The sequence below is a fragment of the Gilliamella mensalis genome, from assembly GCF_900103085.1.
Lineage (GTDB): Bacteria > Pseudomonadota > Gammaproteobacteria > Enterobacterales > Orbaceae > Gilliamella > Gilliamella mensalis.
On record NZ_FMWR01000025.1, the window covers coordinates 1 to 5,386 of the forward strand.

Sequence of the window (5,386 nt, forward strand, 5' to 3'; positions counted from 1 at the left end):
AGTAACAGAAGTGAGAACCAGCTTATCAGAAAAAAAGTTTGAATTATGGCGAGAAATAAAAGTCTGAAACATGATTAAACTCCTAAGCAGAAAACCTACCGCGCTTCGCTTGGTCAACCCCTCAGCGGCAAAAATTAAAATTTTTACCGCTTCGGCGTTATAACCTCACACTCAATCTTTTATCACGAAGTCATGATTGAATCGCGAGTGGTCGGCAGATTGCGATAAACGGTCACATTAAATTTAACCTGACTATTCCACTGCAACAACTGAACGGACTGGAAACACTGGTCATAATCATGGTGGCGAATAAGTACGCGTTCTTGCAAATCACCAGAAGGCGGTTCCTGAATGAATGGGAAGCCTTCAAGAAGGTGATAAGCAGGAGAAACATACGAAGGCGCATAACGATACCACTGACCCTCAGCAATCTTAAACTTCTTAGACGAATCACCAGAACGGAAAACATCCTTCATAGAAATTTCACGCGGCGGCAAGTTGCCATACAAAACAGGGTCGCCAGCAATATCGGTATAAGTCAAAGCACCTTTAGCGTTAAGGTACTGAATCTCTTTAGTCGCAGTAGGCGGAAAACGAACAAGCGCAAGAGTAAACATAGTGCCATGCTCAGGAACAAAGAAACGCGGCACAGAATGTTTATAGGTCTGTTGAACACGACCAGAAAACTGGCCTAACGACGTTTGGTCAGTTCCATCAACATCATAGCCAGATGCCCAGAGATTAGAGCGCATGACAAGTAAAGGACGGTTGTCAGCGTCATAAGAGGTTTTACCTCCAAATGAAGAAATAACATCATGGTAACGCTGCATGAAGTAATCACGTTCTTGGTCAGTATGCAAATTAGCATAAGCAGCTTGCAGACCCATAATGTCAATAGATGTGGTAGAAGTCGTCATTTGGCGAGAAAGCTCAGTCTCAGGAGGAAGCGGAGCAGTCCAAATGTTTTTGAGATGGCAGCAACGGAAACCATAACGAGCATCATCTTGATTAAGCTCATTAGGGTTAGCCTCGGTACGGTCAGGCATCCACGGCGCTTTAAAATAGTTGTTATAGATATTCAAATAACCCTGAAACAAATGCTTAGGGATTTTATTGGTATCAGGGTTAATCGTGCCAAGAAAAGCGGCATGGTCAATATAACCAGTAGTGTTAACAGTCGGGAGAGGAGTGGCATTAACACCATCCTTCATGAACTTAATCCACTGTTCACCATAAACGTGACGATGAGGGACATAAAAAGTAAAAATGTCTACAGTAGAGTCAATAGCAAGGCCACGACGCAATGGAGAAAGACGGAGAGCGCCAACGGCGTCCATCTCGAAGGAGTCGCCAGCGATAACCGGAGTAGTTGAAATGGTAATAAGACGACCAATCTGACCAGCAAGGAAGCCAAGATGGGAAAGGTCATGCGGCATACGCTCGGCGCCAGTTTGAATATTAGACATAATTTATCCTCAAGTAAGGGGCCGAAGCCCCTGCAATTAAAATTGTTGACCACCTACATACCAAAGACGAGCGCCTTTACGCTTGCCTTTAGTACCTCGCAACGGCTGCGGACGACCAGGGCGAGCGCCAGAACGTTTTTTACCTTTAGACATTACATCACTCCTTCTGCACGTAATTTTTGACGCACGTTTTCTTCTGCGTCAGTAAGAACGTCAGTGTTTCCTGCGCGTACACGCAAGGTAAACGCGAACAATTCAGCGGCTTTAACCGGACGCTCGACGCCATTAATAATGTTTTCCGTAAATTCAGCGCCTTCCATGATGAGACAGGCCGTTTGAATGTTGACGGGATGAACATAATAAGCAATGACGGCAGCAATAAACTCAACAGGAGCAGGAAAGCGAGGGTATCCTACAAAGTCCAGCGTACCATAAACGCAAGCCTCAACGCAGCGACGAGCACGAGAGCGGTCAGTAGCAATCCAAACTTTGTTACTCGTCAGAAAATCGAAATCATCTTCGGTTAAATCCAAAACGGCAGAAGCCTGAATGAGCTTAATAGAGGCCAAAGCGGTCTGGAAACGTACGGATTGTTCAGTAACTTGACTCATGATTTCTTACCTATTAGTGGTTGAACAGCATCGGACTCAGATAGTAATCCACGCTCTTTTAAAATGTCAACAAGAGAATCTCTACCATGAACAAAATGTGACTCATATCTAAACCAGTCCTTGACGAACGTGCCAAGCATATTAAGCCACTTCTCCTCATCCAACGCGTCAGTTTTTGACAGAATCGTTAGTTGATGGCGAAAGGTCGCAAAGTAAGAGCTTCTCGAGCTGCGCAAGGATAGGTCGAATTTTCTCATTTTCCGCCAGCAGTCCACTTCGATTTAATTCGTAAACAAGCAGTAGTAATTCCTGCTTTATCAAGATAATTTTTCGACTCATCAGAAATATCCGAAAGTGTTAACTTCTGCGTCATGGAAGCGATAAAACTCTGCAGGTTGGATACGCCAATCATTTTTATCGAAGCGCGCATAAATTTGAGCAGATTTGTCGTCACAGGTTGCGCCGCCAAAACGTCGGCTACAGTAACTTTTCCCAGCCTCAATCTCATCTCTCTTTTTGCGTTCTGCTTCAATATCTGGTTGAACGGCGTCGCGTCGTAACCCAGCTTGGTAAGTTGGATTAAGCACTCCGTGGACAGATTTGTCATTGTGAGCATTTTCATCCCGAAGTTGCGGCTCATTCTGATTCTGAACAGCTTCTTGGGAAGTAGCGACAGCTTGGTTTTTAGTGAGTTGTTCCATTCTTTAGCTCCTAGACCTTTAGCAGCAAGGTCCATATCTGACTTTTTGTTAACGTATTTAGCCACATAGAAACCAACAGCCATATAACTGGTAGCTTTAAGCGGCTCACCTTTAGCATCAACAGGCCACAACCAACCAGAACGTGAAAAAGCGTCCTGCGTGTAGCGAACTGCGATGGGCATACTGTAACCATAAGGCCACGTATTTTGCAAGCTATTTAACTGGCGGCGATTGCGTACCCGACGACCAAAATTAGGGTCAACGCTACCTGTAGGAAGTGTCCGCATAAAGTGCACCGCATGGAAATGAAGACGGCCATTAGCTGTACCATACTCAGGCACACAAAAATACTGATAGCAGTCGGCGTGTGAATCATTAGCCTTGCGACCCTCGGCAGCAAGAACCATACGACCAATATCACGAAAATAGTCACGCAAAGCATTGGGATTATCATAAAACGCCTCTAATCGGTCGTCAGCCAACGTGAGAGTGTCAAAAACGATAAACCAACCATCAGCATGAGCCTGTCGCATTGCATTCATCAAACGCTGAATAGCAAAGCCTCTACGCGATTTCATAGTGGAGGCCTCCAGCAATCTTGAACACTCATCCTTAATACCTTTCTTTTTGGGGTAATTATACTCATCGCGAATATCCTTAAGAGGGCGTTCAGCAGCCAGCTTGCGGCAAAACTGCGTAACCGTCTTCTCGTTCTCTAAAAACCATTTTTCGTCCCCTTCGGGGCGGTGGTCTATAGTGTTATTAATATCAAGTTGGGGGAGCACATTGTAGCATTGTGCCAATTCATCCATTAACTTCTCAGTAACAGATACAAACTCATCACGAACGTCAGAAGCAGCCTTATGGCCGTCAACATACATATCACCATTATCGAACTCAACGCCCTGCATACGAAAAGACAGAATCTCTTCCAAGAGCTTGATGCGGTTATCCATCTGCTTATGGAAGCCAAGCATTGGGGATTGAGAAAGAGTAGAAATGCCACAAGCCTCAATAGCAGGTTTAAGAGCCTCGATACGCTCAAAGTCAAAATAATCAGCGTGACATTCAGAAGGGTAATAAGAACGAACCATAAAAAAGCCTCCAAGATTTGGAGGCATGAAAACATACAATTGGGAGGGTGTCAATCCTGACGGTTATTTCCTAGACAAATTAGAGCCAATACCATCAGCTTTACCGTCTTTCCAGAAATTGTTCCAAGTATCGGCAACAGCTTTATCAATACCATGAAAAATATCAACCACACCAGAAGCAGCATCAGTGACGACATTAGAAATATCCTTTGCAGTAGCGCCAATATGAGAAGAGCCATACCGCTGATTCTGCGTTTGCTGATGAACTAAGTCAACCTCAGCACTAACCTTGCGAGTCATTTCTTTGATTTGGTCATTGGTAAAATACTGACCAGCCGTTTGAGCTTGAGTAAGCATTTGGCGCATAATCTCGGAAACCTGCTGTTGCTTGGAAAGATTGGTGTTTTCCATAATAGACGCAACGCGAGCAGTAGACTCCTTCTGTTGATAAGCAAGCATCTCATTTTGTGCATATACCTGGTCTTTCGTATTCTGGCGTGAAGTCGCCGACTGAATGCCAGCAATCTCTTTTTGAGTCTCATTTTGCATCTCGGCAATCTCTTTCTGATTGTCCAGTTGCATTTTAGTAAGCTCTTTTTGATTCTCAAATCCGGCGTCAACCATACCAGCAGAGGAAGCATCAGCACCAGCACGCTCCCAAGCATTAAGCTCAGGAAATGCAGCAGCAAGATAATCACGAGTATCCTTTCCTTTATCAGCGGCAGACTTGCCACCAAGTCCAACCAAATCAAGCAACTTATCAGAAACGGCAGAAGTGCCAGCCTGCAACGTACCTTCAAGAAGTCCTTTACCAGCTTTAGCCATAGCACCAGAAACAAAACTAGGGACGGCCTCATCAGGGTTAGGAACATTAGAGCCTTGAATGGCAGATTTAATACCAGCATCACCCATGCCTACAGTATTGTTATCGGTAGCAAGCACATCACCTTGAATGCCACCGGAGGCGGCTTTTTGACCGCCTCCAAACAATTTAGACATGGCGCCACCAGCAAGAGCAGAAGCAATACCGCCAGCAATAGCACCAAACATAAATCACCTCACTTAAGTGGCTGGAGACAAATAATCTCTTTAATAACCTGATTCAGCGAAACCAATCCGCGGCATTTAGTAGCGGTAAAGTTAGACCAAACCATGAAACCAACATAAACATTATTGCCCGGCGTACGGGGAAGGACGTCAATAGTCACACAGTCCTTGACGGTATAATAACCACCATCATGGCGACCATCCAAAGGATAAACATCATAGGCAGTCGGGAGGGTAGTCGGAACCGAAGAAGACTCAAAGCGAACCAAACAGGCAAAAAATTTAGGGTCGGCATCAAAAGCAATATCAGCACCAACAGAAACAACCTGATTAGCGGCGTTGACAGATGTATCCATCTGAATGCAATGAAGAAAACCACCATTACCAGCATTAACCGTCAAACTATCAAAATATAACGTTGACGATGTAGCTTTAGGTGTCTGTAAAACAGGTGCCGAAGAAGCTGG

General features: G+C 44.7%; 8 protein-coding genes and 1 pseudogene. All 9 read right to left on the reverse strand.

From position 1 onward, the window contains the following. Positions 1-72 (reverse strand): annotated as a pseudogene (locus BQ5209_RS11110) (hypothetical protein); the annotation flags it as partial. 110 nt (positions 73-182) lie between these two features. After that, complete coding sequence (locus BQ5209_RS11115; protein ID WP_000065572.1) at positions 183-1,466, reverse strand: major capsid protein; 1,284 nt, start codon at positions 1,464-1,466, stop codon at positions 183-185. Positions 1,467-1,502: 36 nt separating this feature from the next. Further along, the gene (locus BQ5209_RS11120; protein ID WP_000033471.1) at positions 1,503-1,619 is read right to left on the reverse strand and encodes a phage DNA packaging protein J; all 117 of its coding nucleotides are present in this window, start codon (positions 1,617-1,619) and stop codon (positions 1,503-1,505) included. After that, positions 1,619-2,077 (reverse strand): scaffolding protein D, encoded by a 459-nt coding sequence (locus tag BQ5209_RS11125; protein WP_000084700.1) that lies wholly within the window; start codon positions 2,075-2,077, stop codon positions 1,619-1,621. The genes BQ5209_RS11120 and BQ5209_RS11125 overlap by 1 nt, the downstream gene beginning before the upstream one ends. Further along, on the reverse strand, positions 2,074-2,313 hold the full coding sequence (locus tag BQ5209_RS11130) for a phage DNA packaging protein C (RefSeq protein ID WP_016670801.1): 240 nt from the start codon (positions 2,311-2,313) through the stop codon (positions 2,074-2,076). Before BQ5209_RS11130 ends, BQ5209_RS11125 begins: the two co-directional genes overlap by 4 nt. After that, entirely contained in the window at positions 2,246-2,398 is a 153-nt protein-coding gene (locus BQ5209_RS11135) for a hypothetical protein (protein WP_435988044.1), read from the reverse strand. The genes BQ5209_RS11130 and BQ5209_RS11135 overlap by 68 nt, the downstream gene beginning before the upstream one ends. Continuing rightward, positions 2,331-3,872, reverse strand: coding sequence for a replication endonuclease (locus BQ5209_RS11140; RefSeq protein ID WP_000252566.1), 1,542 nt, complete (start codon positions 3,870-3,872; stop codon positions 2,331-2,333). Before BQ5209_RS11140 ends, BQ5209_RS11135 begins: the two co-directional genes overlap by 68 nt. Before the next feature lie 63 nt (positions 3,873-3,935). Beyond that, the gene (locus BQ5209_RS11145; protein ID WP_000466547.1) at positions 3,936-4,922 is read right to left on the reverse strand and encodes a Minor spike protein; all 987 of its coding nucleotides are present in this window, start codon (positions 4,920-4,922) and stop codon (positions 3,936-3,938) included. 8 nt (positions 4,923-4,930) lie between these two features. Next, positions 4,931-5,386: hypothetical protein (locus BQ5209_RS11150; protein WP_001985428.1), on the reverse strand; the 456-nt coding region annotated here is incomplete at its 5' end.

Excerpts from the sequence above, each read along its gene's own strand:
- BQ5209_RS11115 (WP_000065572.1), bottom strand. The coding sequence starts at position 1,466 with ATGTCTAATATTCAAACTGGCGCCGAGCGTATGCCGCATGACCTTTCC.
- BQ5209_RS11120 (WP_000033471.1), bottom strand. The coding sequence starts at position 1,619 with ATGTCTAAAGGTAAAAAACGTTCTGGCGCTCGCCCTGGTCGTCCGCAG.
- BQ5209_RS11125 (WP_000084700.1), bottom strand. The coding sequence starts at position 2,077 with ATGAGTCAAGTTACTGAACAATCCGTACGTTTCCAGACCGCTTTGGCC.
- BQ5209_RS11140 (WP_000252566.1), bottom strand. The coding sequence starts at position 3,872 with ATGGTTCGTTCTTATTACCCTTCTGAATGTCACGCTGATTATTTTGAC.
- BQ5209_RS11145 (WP_000466547.1), bottom strand. The coding sequence starts at position 4,922 with ATGTTTGGTGCTATTGCTGGCGGTATTGCTTCTGCTCTTGCTGGTGGC.